Genomic DNA, 20,600 nt, shown 5'->3' on the forward strand with positions numbered 1-20,600 from the left:
GCCAACGTTCATGTTCACGTCATCGCTACTAATCACTTCTGAGCAATCTGTAAAGAATGTTATTGATGAAAATGCTGTTAACAATGATGGCATAACACTTATTCAGTTATTTTCAAATCAGCCGCAGAACGAAGTTGTTGAAATTGCTAACCAACTCATGGGTGTCTATCCAAACGCTCATATTATTGGTATGAGCTCATCATATGTGATTCACCAAGGTTCAATTCATCAAAACGCCACTTTGCTTATTTTTACTCAGTTTCAGAATGTGACGCTGAGTTCGACCGTGGTGAACTATACCGATCAGTTGCTTGTGGACTGCAGCAAGCTTGCACAAAGACTCAAACTCAAGGCTGATAGCAAAGCGATCATTTGTTTTACTGACCGAATGGAGTTCACTCGACGTGAGAGAATCACCCAGTTCAGTCAGTTTTCAAGCGTGCCTATTTTTGGTGGTGCGTCTTGCCCAACAGACAATGGTCGTTGGGTGCTATTAGGTAATAAGTGTTATGAAAACTCGTTGGTTGCTTGTGCACTTCACGGTGAATCTCTGTATATCACGGCCGACAGTTATACGGAATGGAACCCTATTGGACGCCCGTTTAGGGTAACGAAATCCTCAGAGCGGAATTTGCAGTGTCTCGATGGTGAACCTGTTCATGCGATTTATGATCGTTATTTGGGTGATTCTAAATCTGTCCCAGTCGAGTTACTGCAACATTTTCCGCTGATTAAAGGTGACAGTAAGCAGCAAGATGTCTATTTGCCATTAAGTCTTACGGAAGATGGCATCTTACTTAATCGTGAGTTGCAAATCGGCGATGAAGTTCGATTTTGCTTCGATCACCCTTCATTAACTCTTGGTCAGGTTCAGCTTGGGGCCGAACGTTTATCGAAATTTCAGCCAGAGCAGATTTTTGTCTATAACTGTTTGTCTCGTCTGCAATTTATGGAGGAAAACACGGAGTTGCTTCCATTGCAACGAGTGGCTAATTCTTACGGGACTTACTGTGCGGGTGAATTGACTCGTACTGGTGAACATCAGCAAGTGCTGCATCACAGCATGACCTATCTGGCGTTACGCGAAGGTGAAGCAGAGAGTATTGAAGACAACTCATCTGAAGAAGCCCAAGGGCACAATGTTATTGCTCCGTTATTCTGCTTAATACGTAACGCGCTGGCCGATGTCGACAGAATGAATCAGAACCTTGAGCAGAAGATTCAGACTCAGGCGTCACTGCTCACTTCCAGTTATCGTGTTGATAGGCGTACTGGTTTACCAAACCGAGAAGCTCTGCGTGAACGTTTGTCATTAATGGGTAAGGACGATCACCTGATCACCCTGAAATTAACCAACTTTAGCCGTATTAACGAAAAATACGGTTATCAAGTAGGTGACCAACTTCTGCAAGATTTGAGCGACCATTTTCAGCAATATATAAATCAAATGCTGGCGGGGCGCAGCACATTATATGCGATTGGCGTAGGTGAGTGGGCGTGTGTGTTTCGCAGTGATTATGGTAGCGACTACATCCACCAGCAATTTTCGGCCTTTGTTGAGCAGCTAGAATACTTCAACTTTGAACCTTATGGTTTGCCTGAGGTGGATTACTTATCGGTCTCACTCTGCGCTGGTTTTGTCAGTCGAAGGGATTTCCCCGATGCAGGTAAAGATGATTTGCTGTTGCGATCTATTGAAGCGCGCCGCTTTGCGCAAAATCAGAACCGACATTTTTATTGCGCCAGTGATTTACTTACCCGAGAGCAGGTAAGGCAGGAGCAATTAAGCTGGCTATCATGTGTCAGCAGAGCCGTGCTTGGCAATAATGTTCAGGTTTTTGCTCAGCCGATAGTGAAAGCGAACACCCATGAACTGTCGTCTTATGAATGTTTGGTTCGTATCGAAGATGATGGTGAAATCATACTGCCGGGGCGCTTTCTACCTATTGTCGAAGGGACGCATCTATACTCGCGCTTAAGTCGCCAAATGATATCTCGAACTTTTGAGTTAATGCACTCTCGCAGCGAGTCGTTTTCTATCAACTTGTCGCCACAAGATTTTATGAGTGACAAAACGCTTCGTCATTTAGAAGACGCAATCCAGAAATTGGCTGACCCAACCAGAGTCGGTCTGGAAGTCTTAGAAACGGAGCAAATCAAAGACTACGGGCACATGATTGAAGTGTGTAATCATTTCCGGTCTCTGGGGGCTTCAATCATTGTCGACGACTTTGGATGCGGTTATTCCAATATTGACGAGATTGTGAAGTTAGAACCTCAAATAATTAAGCTCGACGGTAGTCTGATTCGTAATATCGATAAAGACGTCAAGCAACGCAAGATTGCCCAACAGCTTGTCAGGCTATGTCAGGTACTGGATGCAAAAACGGTTGCCGAGTTCGTCCACAATGAAGAGGTTTGCCGTATCAGTGAGGATATGGGCATTGATTACCTGCAAGGCTTCTATCTTGGTCAACCAAGCCGCCTAATCTAGTTTTATCGCCTTGCAAGCAAGCGGACACTAATAGATATGTCCGCTTTTATCCGCCTGATAAACCTTGCTGAAATGAGCGAGGAAATGATTGAGTTTTTCTGCATCACTAAGGTTTCCGTTTATCGCAAGAATCTCGCTGGCAACCTCTAGTGTGCACAGGTGTCCGTCGCTTTGATTACGCCTCAGCTGGTAGTTTGATACCTGACTAGGGGTAAGGTGGACTCTTGGAACATCATCCAGCCACGGGCTTTTTCGCTCCATTTTCTTCGCTTCCTGCCAGGTTCCGTCAAGAACAATAAAATGCGCGTTCTTACCGTGTTGTTTGGCGGTTTCTAACGCCACATATAAAGGAATGCTCTCTTCACAGGGGTACACCAGAAAAGAGAGGTATTCACTGTTGCTAATTCTTGCAACCAGCGATCGGTTTTCTTCCACTCGGCTCCATTTGAACTCTTGGCACAAAGGCAGAGCTTCAAGCAGCCATTTTCCTGTGTTGGTTTCCCGCAGATACTCATTTTCATGCATCAGCAGTGACAACGGCATGTCGCTGTCCAATGTCGGGATGTTTTGGCAGACGCATTGCAAACGCAATCCGCATTTGGGGCACGCACAGTTTGAAGCTTGAGACACTGAATCTAACGACATATTTTCAATTACTCGGTTGTGCCTTTGGCAGAAAACAGAACTAAGCCACCGTTCGCAATCGGATAGACGATGTTGCCCACTCGTTCTTTTTCGGCAATAAGCTGTTTATCTTGCTTGGTGAAAATTCGCTCGGATACCAAGTATTGCTGCTGGTGGTGAGTCATCACCACTTGTACTTGTGTTGGATTCAGTTGTTGCCAATAGCCTTTTTCAACAATAGCGGGATCGCCATTGCTATAAGTGTATTCAGTGGTTGCTGTGTGGTCGTTGCTCAGCGTGAGGGTGACACTAAAGTCGGTGTTTTTTGTCGAGCTGGCGAAGTACTCTCCTGTCCATGATAGTGTCGGATCACTGTTGCCTAGCGTCGCACAACCTTTGTAGCTGCGATTGGCCAAGGTAAGGTTTGAAGACCAACCGTATAAACTGTCGCTCATGCCATCAGAACAGGTTTGACGTACAAGAGTAAGTTGACCGCCTTTGAACTGGTAATGGCGTGTGGCCGGTGAAATTTCACTGCCTTTTAACGTGGTGACCTGTGGTTCTTCACCCATCGGCTGGAAAGTTAATTTGTCTTTACCCAGCTTAATGTTCCAGTTTGGTTCAGTACCGAATGCGGTAGTGGGAGAATTTGGTCGTTGGCAGCGCTTAGGGTTTTCTGCACTGATGATATTGATGTTCTCTACCACAAATTTCGCACTGTAGTCGCCTTTGTAGCTGGTTTTGCTCGGTGGTGTTAAATGACCAATCAGTTCACCGTACATCGCCTGATAAGGTGAATGAGAAAGCTTCATGGTTTGCTGCACTAAAGAGGCTGGCATATCGAGCAGGAATTGCTGGTTGCTGCCACAAGGCGTGAACGTTCGTGTGTCACTGCCAACCACAACTTCTCCGCGCATGATGAAAGTCTGAGGCTTGATGCTGGAAGGCTGATCTAAAGTGGCTTTTACGTTATCTTGCATAGACTCAGGCGCAGATGACGTTGTTGAACAAGCTTGTAAAAGACAAGCCGATAAAATGGCAATTGGGGTAATCAGCACCTTCATGGTTGCTTTTCCTCATGGCAAAAACGAACGGATTTCATTATGGCATATTGGTTATTCAAAACTGAACCAGACACCTTTTCGATTGATACTTTACGCATCCAACAAGTTTCCTGCTGGGAAGGAGTGAGAAACTACCAAGCGAGAAACATGTTACGTGATGACATCAGAATTGGCGATTTAGTTCTAATTTATCATTCATCTTGCAAAAATGTCGGTGTGGCTGGGATTGCCAAAGTCGTGCGTGAAGCCTATCCAGACCATTTTGCATTCGACCCTGAAAGTGACTACTTCGATGCAAAGTCGAACCCGGAAAATCCACGCTGGGTTATGGTGGATGTGGAATTTGTACGTAAAACAAAACGTGTGATTCCACTTGGTGTACTAAAGGCTATGCCTGAACTCAGTGAGCTGGCGTTAGTGAAAAAAGGCAACCGCTTGTCGATCATGCCAGTTTCAGAGCAAGAGTGGCAGGCGATTTTAAGTAAAGAAGAGTTGGGTAAGTCCGCACGCTAAAAAAACAGGCAGCGTGTGCTGCCTGATTAAAGAGTAGGGGGACTCTTTAAAAAACGGTTTTTACACTTTCAGGATGGTCTGTCAGTTAAAACAGGTGCTCGTGAAGGTAATGCGCGACAGCATCATCTGCATGGCTGCCAATCACTTCGATTTCTGGCAGCGCTTTCATCACTTTTTCATGAGCGGTACCCATCACCAGACCTTTTCCAGCCATGGATAGCATCTCTACATCGTTCATGCCGTCACCAAATGCGATGCAGTTTTCCAATGTTAGATTCAAAGATTCAGCCACCGCTTTAAGCGCATCACCTTTAGACACGCCAGCGCCCATCACTTCCAAGCAATAAGGCGTAGAGAAGGCTACATTCACTTGACCTGCGAATTTTTCGTTAATCAGCTTCTCATAAACAACCAGCATTTCATGGTCGTGGTCTTCATTGGTGAAGAAGACTTTTGCGATACCGTCGGTAGGAGCGTTATTGATATCAAACAGCTGATAATGGAAGCCAGACTCGTTGTGATATTCACGTAAGGCCTCATCTTCACGGCTCATCAGCCAAGTGTCGTTGCGGTAGATATGAGTGACAATTCGTTTATCTTCTTTAACTAAATCAATAATCGCTTGTACTAAATTCTGAGGTACATTTTTGCTGTACATCTCAGCATCGTTCTGGTCGTGAACACGAGCACCGTTAGAGGTAATCATATAAGCTGGGATACCTGCGATTTCGCGAATACCCGCAACATCAACATGGTGACGTCCTGTTGCAAAGATAAAAGTGAAGCCTTTTGCATGCAGCTCTTTTAGCGTTTTCTTCGAGAAAGCACTGAGCTTGTGATCCGGTGCCAATAGGGTGCCATCCAGATCAGAAGCCACGATTTTGATTGGGTTTTCGTTACTTACTACGCTCATGTCTCTCTCTTAACTACGTCAGATATGATATTAATTGCTCTTCATTGGGCTTAAGTGTATGCCAAAAAGGATCGAAAAAAGAGGGAAAACCTTTTTATCCGTCATTTCCCTATTTGTTCTCAGACAAGATTGCTGCTTATAGCCAACTTAATCAGCGGCTTTTACTGCGTTGGAGAAATGCTTCAGTACCGCGTCCAATGCCTGATTGCGGAATTCATCTTTCTCGAAAAGAATTTCGTGTTTTGCATCAAGAATCATCAACAGTTCGCTGCTTGGGTTGGTCTTGGCTAATCGGGCGATAAACTTTATCTGTGCGGCATTACTGACGATGGTATCTTTGCCACCTTGCAGCACTAATGTCGGAATGGTGATCTGCCTTGTGAGCTGAATGCACTGCTTGGTTGCCATCAAGCTTTGCCATACCCAGCGAGTGCTTGGGCCTCCCAGTTTCAGTTCAGGCTTCTGTTCATATAACTCACGGAACCAGCGATAGCGCACTTCACACTGAGTCAGAGGGTTATCTTCAAAAGGTTTTGGATAGTAGTCTGTATAACCGGGTGCATAGGTTGGCTTACTGGCCGTTGCGGTTAACACCTGTGTCAGGGTAATGGCAATCGGGCGGATCTGCCATGGAACGTTAATGCCGAACATTGGAGCACTAAAAGCGACGGCATCAAAAGGATGTTGCGGATGCGTTTGAAGATATCGTGCGGTCACTGCGCCGCCCATCGAGTGAGCGAGCACAAAGCGCTGTTGATAATGACTGAGGCTAAAGTGCTCAACCAGATCGTTCATATCCGTCAGATAATTCTGAAATTCATCCACATAACCCATCTGCTTATTGTCGATTAAGCGGTCCGACAGGCCTTGGCCTCGATGGTCAAAAGAATAAATGTCGTAGCCTTGCTGGAAGAGATCGTAAAACAGTTCTTGGTATTTCCAGCAGGATTCAATTCTGCCATTCACAACCACTATGGCTTTGTTGTGCTCTTTCGATGTGATTTTGCACCAGTAAAGTCTTTTTCTATCAAATGATTGCAGAAATCCTTCTTGCCGCTGTTCCCACAATGCTTTGATTTCATTTTCGATACGTTGGGAAAAGTTTGACTCTTGCGTGTAAGAGTGACAGGTTGTATTTTTTTGGCTCATAATTTACGTGCTAGAAAGCCCGTTGTCGCTGAAATTGATAGTTAAGAATAAGGGAGTTAGGCGGAAATGCAATCGATCTACCTACTTGCTTTTAGACCGATTGATGTTATTTTTGTTGTCCTCGTGGAGAGTAAAAATTAAGCAGTTGTAGAGAGTTGTTCACTGATCGCATAGAGTTGATTTGCCTAGGTCATTTGCTTCTATTTTTATGAGTGTAATTGTAATGTGAGCACTCAATAGAGCCTAATTGAACTGTATTCGTTGAAGGTAATATGTACACCACTTATGTAGCACGACAACCGATATTAAATTCGAAACGTCATACTTTAGGGTATGAGTTGTTGTTTCGTGACGGCGAGAAAAATAGTTTCCCTCAGCATGTGGATGCTGATCGTGCTACTTATCGTCTGATTGTTGAGAACTTTCTTTCGATTGGGACAAATCCTGCCATTGACAGCTCTCGTTGCTTTATCAATTTCCCCTATAACAGCCTGATCCGTAGGCTGCCACTCACTCTGCCTAAGCAAAAGATAGTGATTGAAGTACTGGAAACTTGCCGCCCTACGGATGAGCTTCTGGAAGCGATTATTGAACTGAATAACGAAGGTTATTTGATTGCATTGGATGACTTCGTCTATTCGCCTGAGTGGGAACGATTTCTGCCTTACGTGCAAATTATTAAGCTCGATATTATGGCGATGGGGATTGAAGCCGCTTGTGCGATGGTGAAAAAACAACTCGCCAGAGGCAGCAGAAAACGCTATCTCGCGGAAAGAGTTGAGACGGAAGATGAATTCCGCACCGCCCGAGAGGCCGGTTTCCGATTTTTCCAAGGCTATTTTTTCAGTAAGCCGGAAATCATCAAACAACGTTATGTGAGCCCCAAACACATTGTGGCTATGCAGCTTTTCCAAGAAGTGTGTAAACCGCATGTCGACTTCGTGCGTGTGGAACAGTTGGTGGCTAAAGATGTCGCGCTTTCTTATAAGCTACTCTGTTTTGTTAACAGCATAACGGAACGCATTGAGGTACCCATTTCTTCATTTCGTCAGGCCTTGGTTTATCTTGGGCAGGACAGACTCAAAATCTTCGTATCGCTGGCGGTTGCTTCTTATATTTCCAATCATAAGCCCAAAGAGCTGTATAACTTGTCGTTGCAGCGAGCGCAGTTCTGCCAACTCACCGCTACCCGCCGCAAGTTTAATGAGCACAAAGATCAAGCATTTCTAATCGGCTTATTCTCGGTGCTGGATGCGATGTTAGATATTTCCCTCGACGTTATTGTTGAACAATTGCCACTGACTGAGTCCGTTAAAGAAGCGTTGGATAAGCGATTAGGACCATTTGGAGAGTTACTAAATCTCGAAGAATGCTTTGAAAAAGCCGACTGGCAAGGTGTGCAGGACTACTGCGAGTTACTCGGTCTTCCATTTGAGGATACGGCACGAGATCTCAACGAAGCACAACGTTGGAGCCAAGAGACAAGCAACTTGGTTTAAGAGACTAAGTCTCAATAACCTTTACCACGAATAACCAGCGAACTTTCGCCCGTGGTTTGGGTTAGATGAATTTTTTATGACAGTAACGGCACGCGCATTGACGCGTGCTTTTTTATATCTAATATATTCACATGTCCGTATATGTGAGAGATGCCTATGTTACCTCATCAGTTTTTTAAACTTCTTGCAGATGAAACTCGAATGAGATGTTTATTGCTAATCGCAAGAGAACAAAGGTTGTGCGTGTGTGAGTTAACGCATGCGCTTGATGAAAGCCAGCCTAAAATTTCTCGTCATCTTGCCCAGCTGCGTCAGTCGGGTGTCTTGATTGACGAACGTCAAGGGCAGTGGGTGTACTACAAGGTTTCTGACCAGTTACCAGGGTGGCTGAACAAGATTATCGATGGTTTGAAGCATTCAAACTGTTTACAGCAGCAATACAGTGTCGATACGCAGCGTTTGAGAGATATGACGGACAGACCGTCTTGCTGCTAACGAATTGCTCCACATGCGCTTCTTATTAAAAGAACCGCTTGCTGCAAAAGCTTATTAATTTCAAATATTAGGGAAACGAAGAATGACAATTAAAGTGGGTATTAACGGCTTTGGTCGTATTGGTCGATTAGCGATGCGTGCTGCGTACGATTGGCCTGAGTTGGAGTTTGTGCAAATTAACGATGTGGCTGGTGATGCCGCAACACTAGCGCATTTGTTGGAATTCGATTCTATTCAAGGTCGCTGGCACCATGAAGTTGCCGCTGAAGGCAATGAAATCGTCATCGCTGGTAAGCGTATCAAAACGACCCAGGAGCGCGATATCGCTGCGATTGACTGGTCTGGTTGTGATGTAGTGATTGAATCAACAGGTGTTCACCGTAAGACTTCATTCCTCAACAAGTATCTTGAGCAGGGTGTAAAACGTGTCGTTGTCTCTGCACCAGTGAAAGAAGACGGTATCGCTAATATTGTTGTGGGTGTCAATGACCACATTTTTGACCCAGCACAGCATCGTATTGTGACTGCGGCTTCTTGTACCACAAACTGTATTGCACCAGTGGTAAAAGTGATTCATGAGAAATTAGGTATCGAGCAATCTTCTTTCACCACCATTCACGATTTAACCAACACTCAAACCATCCTTGATGCACCACATAAAGATCTACGTCGTGCACGTGCATGTGGCATGAGTTTGATTCCAACTACAACAGGTAGTGCAACCGCTATCGTGGAAATTTTCCCTGAACTGGCAGGCAAAATTAACGGTCATGCCGTGCGTGTTCCACTGGCGAACGCATCGCTGACGGACATCATTTTTGACGTCAAACGTGATACTACAGCTGAAGAAGTTAATGCATTGCTGAAAGAAGCATCTGAAGGTGAGCTTAAAGGCATTCTAGGTTTTGAAGAGAAGCCGTTAGTGTCTATCGACTATCGTGGCGATCAGCGTTCAACCATCGTTGATGCTCTATCGACTATGGTTGTTGGGACGCGCATGGTGAAAATCTATGCTTGGTATGACAATGAAATGGGCTACGCAACCCGTACGGCAGAACTCGTTCGTAAAGTAGGGGAGGCACAATAATGTCTAATTCAACCAAGGTTCACCCTACTTGGGAGCTTACTGTTGACTCATCAGCGTTAGTATTAATGCCGTGTCCGGGAACCAAAGATCTGGGTTTAGCTGAAAGTATTCAGCAGCTAAAAGAAAGTGGTGTGAAAGCCATTGTCACTGCTATTACCCGTGAAGAGATGCATGAAAAACACGTTGAAGAGCTGGGCGCAATCGCTCAAGCCAATGGTATCTCTTGGATTCACCTGCCGATTGAAGACGACGCTGTGCCGGATGAAATGTTTACAGAGCACTGGCCAACTGTAAGCCCACAGCTTCGCAGCCTTCTCAAAAAAGGCGACAAAGTGGCGCTCCACTGTATGGGTGGTTCTGGTCGTACAGGTTTATTAGCGGCACATCTGTTGCTGGATATGAACTGGGAACTGGAAACCATTATTTCTCAAGTTCAAGCCTTACGTCCGGGTGCGTTCACCAAGCCCGAGCAACGTGAATATATTGAAAACGTAGCGGCAGTGATCAGCTAATTAAGCTTTGGGATCATTATGATCCCAAAGCTCCCTTTGGATCAGTATTATGTTGAAAGTGATTTCAAATTTGGATTCATCGATCCGCCAATACATGTTAGTGACGTTCAATTACTGGAACTTTACTCTCACGGATGGCGCATTGAGGATGCTGGTGGTGTTGTATTTCCATCAGTTGGGCTATGGAACCTTAGCAATAGCTTCTTTGTTCTTGTTTTATGAGTTCTTTGGCGTTGTGACCAATCTGGTTGGTGGTTGGTTAGGTGCTAGACTCGGTCTGAACAGAACGATGAATATTGGCCTAGCGATGCAAATCATTGCGCTGGTTATGCTCGCTGTTCCTCCAGCTTGGTTGACGATTCCATGGGTAATGGCTGCTCAGGCGATGTCTGGTATCGCAAAAGATCTCAACAAAATGAGCGCGAAAAGTGCGATTAAGACTCTGGTGCCTGATGAGCAACAGGGGGCTCTGTATCGTTGGATTGCAGTATTAACTGGGTCAAAAAATGCGTTAAAAGGGCTAGGCTTTTTCCTTGGCGGTTTGTTGTTAACAGCGGTTGGCTTTAAAGGCGCGGTACTGCTGATGGCTGCAGTTTTGACACTCGTGCTGATTGGTAGCTTGTCAGGGCTTAAACAGGAGCTGGGTAAAGCGAAGAATAAACCCAAGTTCTCTGAGATTTTTTCTAAGTCTCCGGCGGTGAATATTCTTTCTGCGGCTCGAATGTTTCTGTTTGGTGCTCGTGACGTTTGGTTTGTGGTTGCTCTGCCGGTCTATTTGGGAACGGTATTCGAATGGGATCACCTTTGGGTGGGCGGTTTCCTAGCCTTGTGGGTGATTGGTTACGGTATTGTGCAAAGCCAAGCTCCAGGAATTACAGGCAAGGCGAAGGGTAAAGTCCCTGATGGGCATGCTGCGTTTCGTTGGGCGTTAGGGTTAAGTATCGTGACGGCGGCTGTGGCGTTGGGTATCAGCCAAAACTGGCATCCTCAATGGGTGATCGTGATTGGTTTAATGCTGTTTGGCGCCGTATTCGCGGTGAACTCATCGCTTCACTCCTATTTGATTGTCAGCTACGCCAAAGGAGACGGTGTCTCTCTTGATGTTGGCTTCTATTACATGGCTAACGCGATGGGACGACTGATTGGAACCATATTGTCTGGTTATCTCTTTCAGGTGAGTGGTTTAGCCGCCTGTTTATGGGTGTCATTAGGCTTTTTAATTGTGACCAGCATCATCTCATTACGCCTACCAAGACTGAGCAGTCAGAATTGAATTCCTGAACCGAAGTAAGTTCTAACACTAAGCCCTCCAATGAGGGCTTTTTTATATCTCATTTTTTCTATTTGTTTACTCTCTGATATTCAATCAGTGTAATGTTGACTAAGGTTTACCACTGACTGACGTACTATTTTAATTGTGCTTTATAGTTGTAAATGAAAAATAGTTTCGAGTGCAGATTGACTAGAGAGAATCGTTGAATGACAAAACGAGTAATATTTTTTGATTTAATGCGCTGTGTGGCTGCGGTGGCGGTAATTGCGATTCATGTCCTTGCTCCTTATCGGGAGCTGCAAAACTCGATTCCTTATGGTGAATGGCTGACAGCCGTTACGGTAAACGGCATGACTCGCTGGGCGGTACCTGTGTTTATTTTGATCTCTGGTGCCTTGATGCTAAGTGATACGCGTACTTTTGATTTTGGTTATTACGTTAAAAGACGTCTTGGAAAGGTACTCGTTCCTTTCATTGCTTGGTCTGTCTTTTATGCCTACCTTTCTGGCTGGAGTTCTGCTGGCTTCGATTCTGCGTTAGCAATGGAAGTACTGCAAAATAGCCCGCACCATGAGACGTACTACCATCTGGGCTTTTTCTACTATTTCATCCCGCTTTATTTCGTTATTCCTGTACTGCAGTGGTTGATGAAACGAACGGATGACACGGCTTGGTATGTCTATCTTGGTATGTGGTTAATCACTACCACGTTATTCTTGTTCCATATTGATGGCCCTTGGAGCTATGAGATTTGGCTCTATACAGGCTATTTACCGCTTGGATATCTGCTTTATAAAAAGCTGCCGATTAATCCAGTAACGGTCGGGTTAGCGGTTGTTTTAGGCGGTATTTCTTTCTACTTTACGGTGAATTCGGTAGTTGAGCTCAGTCTCGCAAATGGTGAGTACAGTGTCGGTCGCTGGTTCTCATACAAAACGCTTAACGTTGTGGTGGCGGCTAGTATGGTTTTCGTTTTGTGCCGAGCTGTTGGAGAATCATTATCAGAAGGTGCGAAGAAAGTGGTGAGCGTAATCAGCCAGCATAGTTTGGGTATTTATCTGCTTCACCCGATTTTCCTTTGGCCAATGAAAGAGTTTGGTTGGTATCAGGGTCATCCAGCATGGGTCATACCATTATGGATAATCATTAGCGGTGCAGGTGCGCTGGCGGTGAGTTGGTTATTGTCACAATCGTCCAAGACTCGCTGGTTACTGCCTTAGTCCAGACCACTGAGCTTACGGGATAACGATGATGCCTCGTTAACGTAGTAAGGAAAAGTGAATGAACTGAGTTCCTCTATAGGTGAGTATGCCTTTATCACCAGGATTTAAAGCGTGAAAGTAGTGCGCTCCCACTTGGAACTCTCGTTTTGGACCCAAGCGGCCTTTTTGCACGTAGATCCAAAATTCTTGATCATCTTCTCCTATGAAAGGATTGTCTACCGTGATGGACTGCTTATCGAGAATAGTGACTTGAGTTTGTTTCTCTGGTGCGTTTTCACCTTGCATATGGCGTCGGTAGAAGCGAGAAAAAAGTAAGAGCGCCACTACAAGCAGCATGATGAGTGTTGCAAGCAAAGTAATCTGCATAGTGACTCCCAGAGCAAAATGATGGTTTCATTTTACGTATTAGTTTGATTTTTCGTGTTACGTAACGTTATAAAAGGGATGTAGCGCGTTGATTGGTCTTATTTTTTCGGCGCACTTCACACTTTGTTGCTTGGCTTTGTCAATACTTAAAGTGAGATACGTATAAATAGAAAAGCCCATCAGCGGAAGCCGAAGAATCAGTATAGTGATGGCAATTTAAAAGGAGAACTTCGATGTCGGATATAGAACAAGTTGTTCTTCGTACTCGAAAGTTAGAAAAATTATTGCGCGAGCAGTACCACGCGCGAGGCAAAGGACTGCATCAGTTAATCAGCAGTTGTGAAGAACGGTTACCCCATGATGTCATCGCGAAACTGCGTTTTATAGCGACAATTCGCAACAAGGTAGTGCATGAGGATCGTTATAAGCTTGAGGACCGCAGAGCGTTTTTATCTGTGTGTAAAGAGTGTGAAAAAGAACTCACACCTCGCAGCAATCGTTTTGTATGGGGAATTGTAATTTCATTAGTCATGTTCATGACTGTGACGGCTCTTGTTTTCTACTACATACACTGGGAAGAATTGAGCAAACACATTCAGTAGCAGCGAAACGTTTAACAATTTGAAAATAAAAAAGGACGCAATAGCGTCCTTTTTTATTTGTATAACATAGGGTTAGTACATCATTGGCAGTGTCATCAAGCCAACGATAACTGCGATCATTACCAAACCTTGTTTTTGAGATGAAGAAATCATAACACTGCTCCTTTTCTGCCTATTCACCTGTGGAATTAGATTAACACTGTTTTAATGGCTTGATCAATACATTCTTTGGTAATGGCTTAAAATAATAACTTTAACTGGTCGTATTTGCTCGATTTTGGTGATGTTTACGTATGTTTTTGGTGCGTTCATTTAATCGCCCTTGTGGCTTTTTATTGCACTATTTGTTTTTAAGTGTATGAATAATATGTTTTTAAATGTGTTTTAATAGTGTTCTATTTCGTTTTTTTTATTGTGAGAGGGTTTTGGTGTGCTTTTGTCTTGTTAACGTAAATTTGTTGTTGTTTATCGTAAAATGTTTTTCTTTTTTGATATTTATTCTCATTAAATTTCGTTGTCTTGAGAAATTTAAATCATTACTAACCTCTAATTTTGTTTTTTGTCATTAGCTTGTTTGTGTTTTGTATTTTTTGATTTTTTATTAACTAACTTATTGTATTTTTTGTTTTTATTATTAAATATTGTCCGGTTAACACTAAAAAGCAAACGTTTGGCTTTTGGTTTTATTGTGAATATGAGTATGTAGGAGTTAACAGGCTTTGTTGTTGGCTCAACTTTGGTGTTTAATGAATTTGTATAGTTGTGTTGAGTCGCTTTTAGTGGGTGCCAGAGGAAAACCGAGGACAATGAATCCTAATCAAGATCCAATTTTTGTCTTTCATTTCTGGACATCCGATCTAACCTCTCTACACTGGCGGCAGATTGTTAATGAGGTATAGGCATGTTGGGCTGGATTTCGGCTTTAATATCTGGATTTATCAGCATATCTGCGTTTGAAAGCAATAAAGCGAAGCTGGCTGTGGTGTTCAATACACTGTGTTTAGGTCTGTTATCGTTGATGCTGTTATTGTCGATAATAGGTAATCAGCAAGATGATTGGTCGGTAGCACCCTTATGGGTTCTTGCCGGTTTGGCCGTTTCTGTGGTTGCTGATATTTATCGAATTCAGCAAAAGCAGGCTAAAGCTTGTTTTAGCGCTTTTCTCGTTGTACAGCTCTTTTATAGCAAAGCATTTTGGATACAACTTACCGGGCCGATGATCTGGTGGTTACCTGCTTTGCTCATTGCTGCAAGTATTGTCGCGTTTTTCCTCCTGTTACCTCAAATCGATACTCTTATTTTTCCGGTAACTATTATGGGAATGATGTTACTCCAGATGACATGGGCATCAGGTGAAGTCTGGATTACCTCTCCAACACACGCATCTTTGCTCGGTTTTCTCGGTAGCTTAAGTTTTATCGTTTCGGCAATTATTCTCGCTATTCATGATTATCGACAGCCTTTGCGCTATGGCAAAACCTTAATCGGTGGAAGCTATCTACTCGCCCAAGCGCTAATTGTTGCCTCCGTAGTTTTTTAAATAAACGGTGATTTAAGGCTGTTTTAAATCAACGCTACGATTGAATAACAGCGATAAGCTAAGACTCCTTCTGTTCAAAAACTCAATAGGAGAGTCAACGTGGAACAACACATTCATGCTCATAAAATTTTGAATCAGTTGAAGGTACAGCCTATGACTGAAGAGCAACTGCGTCAGTTTATTGCTGCTGAGTTTGGCCCCCAAGTGCTTTTCCGTACCTGCAAACTTTCCGGCATGGATACCGATACTGTGCTTGAGTTCTTTCAAGCCAAGCAGAAAGTAATCATTAAAGATGATGTATGGCACTTAAATCTGGCAGAGATTTGCCAGCATTAATTTGTGGCTAGTGTGATGGCCGTGTCTATTAGTTGTGCTAGTTTTTTCGTGCTTCAGGCTACGATTGTTCCTAATCGTAAAATCTGAAGTACGTTGATATACTGCGCCATTATGCTTATTGACACTGAGACACTATGGACATCCTATCTGCCGCAACCTTGTTATTTCTCATCATGGATCCATTGGGCAATCTGCCTATCTTCTTATCGATCCTAAAACACATTGATGCCAAGCGCAGACGTATTGTTTTGATTCGGGAGATGCTGTTCGCTCTCGCGATTTTGATGCTGTTCTTGTTTGCTGGTCAGTCAATCATGGACTTCCTGCATGTCCAGCCTGAAACACTGAGTATTTCTGGCGGCATTATTCTTTTCATCATCGCGATTAAGATGATTTTCCCTAGTGCAGGCAGTATTACTGGGTTAGCTGCAGGCGAAGAACCTTTTATTGTGCCTTTAGCTATTCCTTTGATTGCCGGTCCAACCGTGATTGCGACTCTGCTGTTACTCTCTAGTCAAAACCCGACGCAGCTGTTAGAGCTGTCTGCGGCCGTCATGATTGCCTGGACGGGAACTTCCGTGATTCTGATGTTTAATGGATTCTTCCATAAAATTCTGGGAGAGCGTGGTTTGAAAGCGGTTGAGAGGCTGATGGGGTTATTGCTGGTGATGATTTCTACGCAGATGTTCCTCGACGGTATCAAAAGCTACGTTGGTCTTTAGTCTGTTATTAAAAATTGGGCTAACGCTATAGTCAAAAAGTCACAAAGAAAATCGTTGATGAGTAAGTACGGTCTGTCTGCTTCATTTAGCTGTTTAAGTTTTAGGTATGGGCTGTATCTTCAGTTTCTGGTTTTCTTTTTTGTTTGATGTATTGGCGTGGGCTTAAGGCGAATTTCTTCTTAAAGCATTTGGAAAAATAGTTGCTGTCGCTAAAACCGGATTGCTCTGCCACTTGCTGAATCGGCATAGGATTGTCATTGGTCAGTAAGGCGTGCGCGTACTTGAGCTGCATCTCTCGTAAATACAGATTCGGCGATGTGTTGAGAAACTGTTTAAACAACCTTTCGAGCTGTCGCTGGCTAATAAATGCGGCTTGGGCGATATCGCGACTATGCATATTGCTGTCGGTAAAATTTTGTTCAATAAATATCAGCGCTCTGCCTAAAGCCATGGTGGTTTGAGGAAGGTCTTGCGTTTGTTGTTGGTACATTCGTGCCAAGGTAACCGCCAGTTGCTGCATTAAACTGGTCAGCATGGTCTCAAAACCGTTCTCAGCTCGGTCATATTCTTGCCCGATTGTCTGAATGAGTTGTTCAACGATAGAAAACTGTTCGCCGTTTAAGGTTAGCTGTGAGCGGTACTTACTGGTTTGACGTGCAATCGGCTCAACTTTGAACATCGCTTGATAACCAGAGAGTCTTCTGAGTGAAGGTGTCTCAAAAAATGGGGCATCGGCCTCAAACATCAAGTTAATGATTCTTAGCTTATCGACATCCTGAAAAGCGTGTTCAATATCCCCGTTTATTACGAATATATCTCCGGGATTGAGTGGGTAAATGTGCGACGAAACTAAGTGGTTGCCTTTGCCGCTGATCACTAAAAACAGTTCAGAGTAATCATGACTATGTAAGCCAAAATCATGGTAGTGGTGGCAATCCAGATAAGCAAACTTCAGGTGTGGGTAACGCTGATGACGTTTTAAGTGATAAGTGGTCTCCATGTCGTTATTTTCCTTTTATTGGTCGCGTTTTTGGTAGAAGTTGCCTGTTGCCTATCATAGACTTAAGCGCCAAAAAATATCAAACCCATACTTGCATATCCCGTTCGGGCAAAAATATAGAATTAACCACTCTTTTATCTAGCCAGTGATGACACCCTGTCAGCCCACTCTGGGACAGCGTTACTATCCCTTTTAAGGTCAAAATAATGCCCAAAAATGAAAAATTTCATCAACGTATGTCTATTGTTGCTTTAACGTGGCCAATATTGGTGGAAATTTTGCTGAGGACTGCACTCGGTACCAGTGATGTATTTATGCTTTCTGGTTATTCAGATAAAGCGGTTTCAGCGGTTGGGGTCATCACTCAGCTAACCTTTTTCCTGATCATTGTTTCTACATTTGTCAGCAGCGGCACCGGCATTCTTATTGCTCAATACAATGGTGCGGAGCGAACTCAAGATGCGACTAATGTGGGCGTTGCCAGCATCGCGCTTTCCGTCGTCGTCGGTTTGCTGCTGAGTATTGCTGCGGTGCTGGGTGCTGTGCATCTTATCTCTTTTTATGGTCTCGAACCTCAAGTTGAACTTTATGCTCAAGAATATCTCATCATCAGTGGCGCAATGACCTTCAACGTGACGATTGGCATCGTCTTTACCACCATTCTGCGCAGTTACGGCTATTCTCGCTCACCTATGGTGGTGAACATGGTCAGTGGTTTGCTGAATGTGGTTGGTAACTATATTGCGCTTTATCAACCGTTCGGGTTGCCTGTTTACGGGGTTCAAGGTGTGGCGATAGCGACGGTTGTGAGTCAGATTGTTGGAACAGTGACTCTTGGCTTTATATTGAAATACAGTCCTATTTCATTGCCGATGGGCTCATTAAAGAACGTTCCTGCTGGGGTATACAAAAAAATTCTTAAAATAGGCGGAATGAATGCGGGTGAAGTGTTGTCCTATAACATGGCACAGATTGCAATTGTCTACTTTGTTGTGCAAATGGGAACCGCTTCGCTTGCTGCTTTTACCTATGCGCAAAATATCGCGCGTTTCTCGTTTGCCTTCGCTTTAGCGATAGGTCAAGCAACTCAGATTCAGACGGGTTACTACATAGGCAAAGGCTGGATAGAGAGTATTCTTAAGCGGGTGCAGATCTATTTCTTGGTGAGTTTTGTTGTCTCTATTTCTGCTGCCAGTGCTATTTATTTGCTTAGAGATTCGATATTGCCTCTGTTTACTCATCAACCGGAGATCTTGTATCTCACAGGGACATTAATGATGGGGTCGATCATTCTTGAAGCAGGACGTGTGTTTAACCTTGTTTTTATCTCTGCTTTGAAAGGGGCAGGCGACGTTCGTTTCCCAGTACAAATAGGCATACTGTGCATGTGGGGTGTTGGGGTGTGTTTCTCTTACCTTTTAGGCATTCATTGGGGCTTTGGGGTTATTGGTGCTTGGATGGCGATAGCTTTAGATGAATGGGTGCGTGGCATCATTATGTTGGTGAGATGGCGTTCATCATCTTGGGTCAGGTTCAAACTTCTGTAACATAAAGCTGTTTTCATATAACGGTGGAAGAAAGTTGCCCGTGAAATTTTTCATAATATTGAAAGTTTTCACGGGCGGTTTGTTTTTTAAGCACAAAGAGCACGAATTTTTCGTGACTAAATTCGCTAAACCTCATGAAATGAAAGCGATTTCATTGTTGGTGAACTAGGAAATTCATTCTTAACTAATTGAATTCCATTTAATATCCCTATCTAAAATTCTTCACGACTGTTTCATGTTAATTATTTCGATATGCGGGTGTGAAGTCGGCAAATATTTTCAAACCTTTCATTACTTATTATTTCCCTGAATTAGAACAAACCTAAATTTAATAGGGAAATAACATGAAGAACTTTAAAGTTTTACCAATAACTTTTGCTGTGGCATCTATTTTATCCTCTGCCTCTGTGTTCGCGGCAGATACCGATATTTCAGCTTTAGAAAAGCGTATTCAGGAGCTGGAAGCTAAGGTTGTTGAAATTGATTATGTAAATGATCAACAACAAGCTGTATTGACGCCAGATACAAAAGTACCTCAAGGAATTATCTTCTCTGGTTATGCTCGCTACGGCGCACATTATTCAGATAGCGATAACCGTTATGTCCTCGTCGGTAGCTCAGGTAAGTCTCTGGGTCGTCTTGGCAACGAAGCTAACGGTGGTGAGTTCCAGTTCGGCAAAATCTTCCAAGCGGACAACGGCGCCAAGTGGGACTTAGTTTTGATGATTGATGAGTGGTCTCATCGTGACTGGATTCCTGCTGGTGGTTCTGCTGGCGGTGTAAGCTTGAAAAAAATGTACGCAGGTGTAACCAACATATTTGAAAGCCAACCTGAGCTGTATATGTGGGCAGGTCGTGATTTCCACGGTCGTCTACAACAAGGTTTGAACGATTACTTCGTATTCACTCACGATGGTCAAGGTGCGGGTTTCAACAACTTAAATCTTGGTGGCGCTAAGCTAGACATGGGCTTTGTGGGTAAAGTCGACTCTTCAGCTGGCAGCCTAAACAATGATACTGGTGTTTACGCTATTACTTCTAGACTGCACAGCATCAACGCGGGTATCGGTAATCTAGACCTATACGCAAACTACGGTTTTGCTTCAGACCAAGCAGGCGCAGACAAAACCAATGAAGATTCATGGCAAGTCGGTGCAGTATTGGGCCTAGGCAGCTCAAACAAACTGGTTATGAAGTACGCGGATGGTGCTGATGATTCTGCGTTTGATTTAGCGGGTGACAAACAAGTGGTATACGCGAGTTTGGAAGGTAATGCTAAAGCATCTGATCAATTCATCATTGACTACTTAGTCTCTTACAAAAACATTGCTGGCGCTGACGCAGATGAGAAAAACGAATACGCAGGTATCGTTCGTCCTCAATACCAATGGGATGAAGTGCATTCAACTTGGCTAGAAGCGGGTTATGCGATGGAAGATTGGGATAACGGCAAAGAAGTGAATGGTTGGAAAGTAACACTTTCTCAAAACGTTTCACTTGGTGGTCTACCTTGGAGCCGTCCAATGCTACGTTTCTACACCACTGTGGGTGATGTTGAAACGACTGAAGCAGGTTCTTCTACTTCAACAACTGTTGATACAGTTGCAGTAGGTGCAATGTTCGAAGCATGGTGGTAATCCA

20 protein-coding genes are annotated in these 20,600 nt (G+C 43.8%); 14 read left to right on the forward strand and 6 right to left on the reverse strand.

Annotation, left to right across the window (positions count from 1 at the left end; genetic code table 11):
• Positions 1-10: 10 nt before the first annotated feature.
• Positions 11-2,494, forward strand: coding sequence for a bifunctional diguanylate cyclase/phosphodiesterase (locus tag HKI82_RS15700; protein ID WP_102941515.1), 2,484 nt, complete (start codon positions 11-13; stop codon positions 2,492-2,494).
• Between the two features lie 27 nt (positions 2,495-2,521).
• Here the strand turns inward: HKI82_RS15700 and HKI82_RS15705 are convergent, their stop codons facing one another.
• Both HKI82_RS15705 and HKI82_RS15710 read right to left on the reverse strand, forming a co-directional pair.
• Positions 2,522-3,139, reverse strand: coding sequence for a tRNA-uridine aminocarboxypropyltransferase (locus HKI82_RS15705; RefSeq protein ID WP_102941516.1), 618 nt, complete (start codon positions 3,137-3,139; stop codon positions 2,522-2,524).
• 8 nt (positions 3,140-3,147) lie between these two features.
• Positions 3,148-4,182 carry a COG3650 family protein gene (locus HKI82_RS15710; protein ID WP_171138496.1) on the reverse strand — a complete coding sequence of 345 codons (1,035 nt, stop codon included), beginning with the start codon at positions 4,180-4,182 and terminating at the stop codon, positions 3,148-3,150.
• 39 nt (positions 4,183-4,221) lie between these two features.
• Here HKI82_RS15710 and HKI82_RS15715 point away from each other — a divergent pair, with 39 nt between their 5' ends.
• On the forward strand, positions 4,222-4,695 hold the full coding sequence (locus tag HKI82_RS15715; RefSeq protein WP_102941518.1) for an EVE domain-containing protein: 474 nt from the start codon (positions 4,222-4,224) through the stop codon (positions 4,693-4,695).
• 85 nt (positions 4,696-4,780) lie between these two features.
• Here HKI82_RS15715 and HKI82_RS15720 read toward each other — a convergent pair whose 3' ends face one another.
• On the reverse strand, positions 4,781-5,608 hold the full coding sequence (locus tag HKI82_RS15720) for a Cof-type HAD-IIB family hydrolase (protein ID WP_171138497.1): 828 nt from the start codon (positions 5,606-5,608) through the stop codon (positions 4,781-4,783).
• A gap of 147 nt (positions 5,609-5,755) precedes the next feature.
• On the reverse strand, positions 5,756-6,757 hold the full coding sequence (locus HKI82_RS15725; protein ID WP_102966461.1) for an alpha/beta fold hydrolase: 1,002 nt from the start codon (positions 6,755-6,757) through the stop codon (positions 5,756-5,758).
• A 272-nt stretch (positions 6,758-7,029) separates the two neighbouring features.
• On the opposite strand from HKI82_RS15725, the gene HKI82_RS15730 reads away from it, so the two are divergent.
• The 6 genes from HKI82_RS15730 (at position 7,030) to HKI82_RS15755 (ending at position 12,843) form a co-directional block, all read left to right on the forward strand.
• The gene (locus tag HKI82_RS15730) at positions 7,030-8,256 is read left to right on the forward strand and encodes an EAL and HDOD domain-containing protein (protein WP_102941521.1); all 1,227 of its coding nucleotides are present in this window, start codon (positions 7,030-7,032) and stop codon (positions 8,254-8,256) included.
• A gap of 156 nt (positions 8,257-8,412) precedes the next feature.
• Positions 8,413-8,751, forward strand: a complete 339-nt coding sequence (locus tag HKI82_RS15735; protein WP_102941522.1) for a metalloregulator ArsR/SmtB family transcription factor — start codon at positions 8,413-8,415, stop codon at positions 8,749-8,751.
• An 82-nt stretch (positions 8,752-8,833) separates the two neighbouring features.
• Entirely contained in the window at positions 8,834-9,838 is a 1,005-nt protein-coding gene (locus HKI82_RS15740; protein ID WP_102941523.1) for an ArsJ-associated glyceraldehyde-3-phosphate dehydrogenase, read from the forward strand.
• The gene (locus HKI82_RS15745; protein ID WP_171138498.1) at positions 9,838-10,350 is read left to right on the forward strand and encodes a cyclin-dependent kinase inhibitor 3 family protein; all 513 of its coding nucleotides are present in this window, start codon (positions 9,838-9,840) and stop codon (positions 10,348-10,350) included. The genes HKI82_RS15740 and HKI82_RS15745 overlap by 1 nt, the downstream gene beginning before the upstream one ends.
• A 49-nt stretch (positions 10,351-10,399) precedes the next feature.
• The gene (arsJ, locus tag HKI82_RS15750) at positions 10,400-11,623 is read left to right on the forward strand and encodes an organoarsenical effux MFS transporter ArsJ (protein ID WP_171138499.1); all 1,224 of its coding nucleotides are present in this window, start codon (positions 10,400-10,402) and stop codon (positions 11,621-11,623) included.
• Positions 11,624-11,829: 206 nt separating this feature from the next.
• Positions 11,830-12,843, forward strand: coding sequence for an acyltransferase (locus tag HKI82_RS15755; protein WP_171138500.1), 1,014 nt, complete (start codon positions 11,830-11,832; stop codon positions 12,841-12,843).
• Positions 12,844-12,882: 39 nt separating this feature from the next.
• Here the strand turns inward: HKI82_RS15755 and HKI82_RS15760 are convergent, their stop codons facing one another.
• Complete coding sequence (locus tag HKI82_RS15760) at positions 12,883-13,212, reverse strand: DUF2500 domain-containing protein (RefSeq protein WP_171138501.1); 330 nt, start codon at positions 13,210-13,212, stop codon at positions 12,883-12,885.
• A gap of 233 nt (positions 13,213-13,445) precedes the next feature.
• Here HKI82_RS15760 and HKI82_RS15765 point away from each other — a divergent pair, with 233 nt between their 5' ends.
• The 4 genes from HKI82_RS15765 (at position 13,446) to HKI82_RS15780 (ending at position 16,412) form a co-directional block, all read left to right on the forward strand.
• Positions 13,446-13,814, forward strand: coding sequence for a DUF4145 domain-containing protein (locus tag HKI82_RS15765; protein ID WP_171138502.1), 369 nt, complete (start codon positions 13,446-13,448; stop codon positions 13,812-13,814).
• An 895-nt stretch (positions 13,815-14,709) separates the two neighbouring features.
• The gene (locus HKI82_RS15770) at positions 14,710-15,354 is read left to right on the forward strand and encodes a lysoplasmalogenase (protein WP_171138539.1); all 645 of its coding nucleotides are present in this window, start codon (positions 14,710-14,712) and stop codon (positions 15,352-15,354) included.
• A 99-nt stretch (positions 15,355-15,453) separates the two neighbouring features.
• Positions 15,454-15,690, forward strand: coding sequence for a YecH family metal-binding protein (locus HKI82_RS15775; RefSeq protein WP_102941530.1), 237 nt, complete (start codon positions 15,454-15,456; stop codon positions 15,688-15,690).
• A gap of 134 nt (positions 15,691-15,824) precedes the next feature.
• Positions 15,825-16,412 (forward strand): YhgN family NAAT transporter, encoded by a 588-nt coding sequence (locus HKI82_RS15780; protein ID WP_042488042.1) that lies wholly within the window; start codon positions 15,825-15,827, stop codon positions 16,410-16,412.
• A gap of 100 nt (positions 16,413-16,512) precedes the next feature.
• Here HKI82_RS15780 and HKI82_RS15785 read toward each other — a convergent pair whose 3' ends face one another.
• Complete coding sequence (locus HKI82_RS15785) at positions 16,513-17,412, reverse strand: helix-turn-helix domain-containing protein (RefSeq protein ID WP_102941531.1); 900 nt, start codon at positions 17,410-17,412, stop codon at positions 16,513-16,515.
• A gap of 206 nt (positions 17,413-17,618) precedes the next feature.
• On the opposite strand from HKI82_RS15785, the gene HKI82_RS15790 reads away from it, so the two are divergent.
• Both HKI82_RS15790 and HKI82_RS15795 read left to right on the forward strand, forming a co-directional pair.
• Positions 17,619-18,959 carry an MATE family efflux transporter gene (locus tag HKI82_RS15790; protein ID WP_171138503.1) on the forward strand — a complete coding sequence of 447 codons (1,341 nt, stop codon included), beginning with the start codon at positions 17,619-17,621 and terminating at the stop codon, positions 18,957-18,959.
• 344 nt (positions 18,960-19,303) lie between these two features.
• Positions 19,304-20,596 (forward strand): carbohydrate porin, encoded by a 1,293-nt coding sequence (locus tag HKI82_RS15795; protein WP_000787774.1) that lies wholly within the window; start codon positions 19,304-19,306, stop codon positions 20,594-20,596.
• Positions 20,597-20,600 lie beyond the last annotated feature (4 nt).

It is taken from the genome of Vibrio plantisponsor, from assembly GCF_013041605.1.
GTDB lineage: Bacteria > Pseudomonadota > Gammaproteobacteria > Enterobacterales > Vibrionaceae > Vibrio > Vibrio plantisponsor.